Raw genomic sequence first — 856 nt, 5'->3', positions numbered from 1 at the left:
TTTGTAGTGGGCCTCTACATGGCGGGCCTGCCATTTTCGCCGCAGCGTTTGAAGCTCTACAACTGGCACAAATGGGCCGGGGTGACGTTTCTGCTGCTGTCCGCTGTGCGACTGGTCTGGCGCTTCACGCACCGCCCACCGAGCTTGCCCCCTGCGGTCATGGACGCCATGCCGGGCTGGCAAACGGGGCTCTACCACGCCACGCACCGTTGTCTGTACCTGCTGTTCTTCGCCGTGCCCCTGATGGGTTGGGCGTACAGCTCGGCGGCGGGTTTCCCTATTGTGTGGTTTGGTCAGATTCCATTGCCTGATCTGCTTGCAAGCGACAAGGCAATGGCGGAAATTCTCAAACCGCTGCACCGGATCATGGCCTATGCCTTGTTGGGACTGGCCGGCCTGCACATCGCCGCAGCGCTCAAGCACCACTGGATCGACCGTGATGGTTTGTTGTCTCGCATGCTGCCATCTCGATCGTAAGACCCCCCACCTATTCACAATTTTTTTAAGGAACCACTATGAAACAACACATACTTTTTACCGCGCTATCGGCTGCACTGGTGTCCATGGCCACCATGCCGGCAGCGGCGCAGCAGCAATTGGTCAATGCGCAGAGCAGCATCGGCTTTGTATTCAAACAAATGGGCGTGCCGGTGCAGGGGCACTTCAGCAAGTTTGACGCCCAAATCAGCTTCGATGCCGCCAAACCCGCCACCAACAAGGTTGCCTTCACGGTCGATATGGCCGCCGCCACGCTCGGTACGCCGGAAGTGGATGCCGAGCTGCCCAAGACCTCCTGGTTCAACACGGCCAAATTTCCACAAGCCACGTTTGCTTCGACCAGCTTCACCGACTTGGG

The 856-nt window shown here is 58.5% G+C and carries 2 protein-coding genes; both read left to right on the top strand.

Annotated elements, in window-relative coordinates:
• The coding region (locus B3V69_RS20175) for a cytochrome b (RefSeq protein ID WP_296449456.1) at positions 1-477 on the top strand (477 nt) is incomplete at its 5' end.
• Positions 478-563: 86 nt separating this feature from the next.
• A partial coding sequence (locus B3V69_RS20170) for a YceI family protein (protein ID WP_414707587.1) occupies positions 564-856 on the top strand: 293 nt, incomplete at its 3' end.

Source organism: Rhodoferax sp. UBA5149, assembly GCF_002413825.1.
GTDB lineage: Bacteria > Pseudomonadota > Gammaproteobacteria > Burkholderiales > Burkholderiaceae_C > Rhodoferax.
This window is presented reverse-complemented; position numbering and strand designations above follow the sequence as displayed.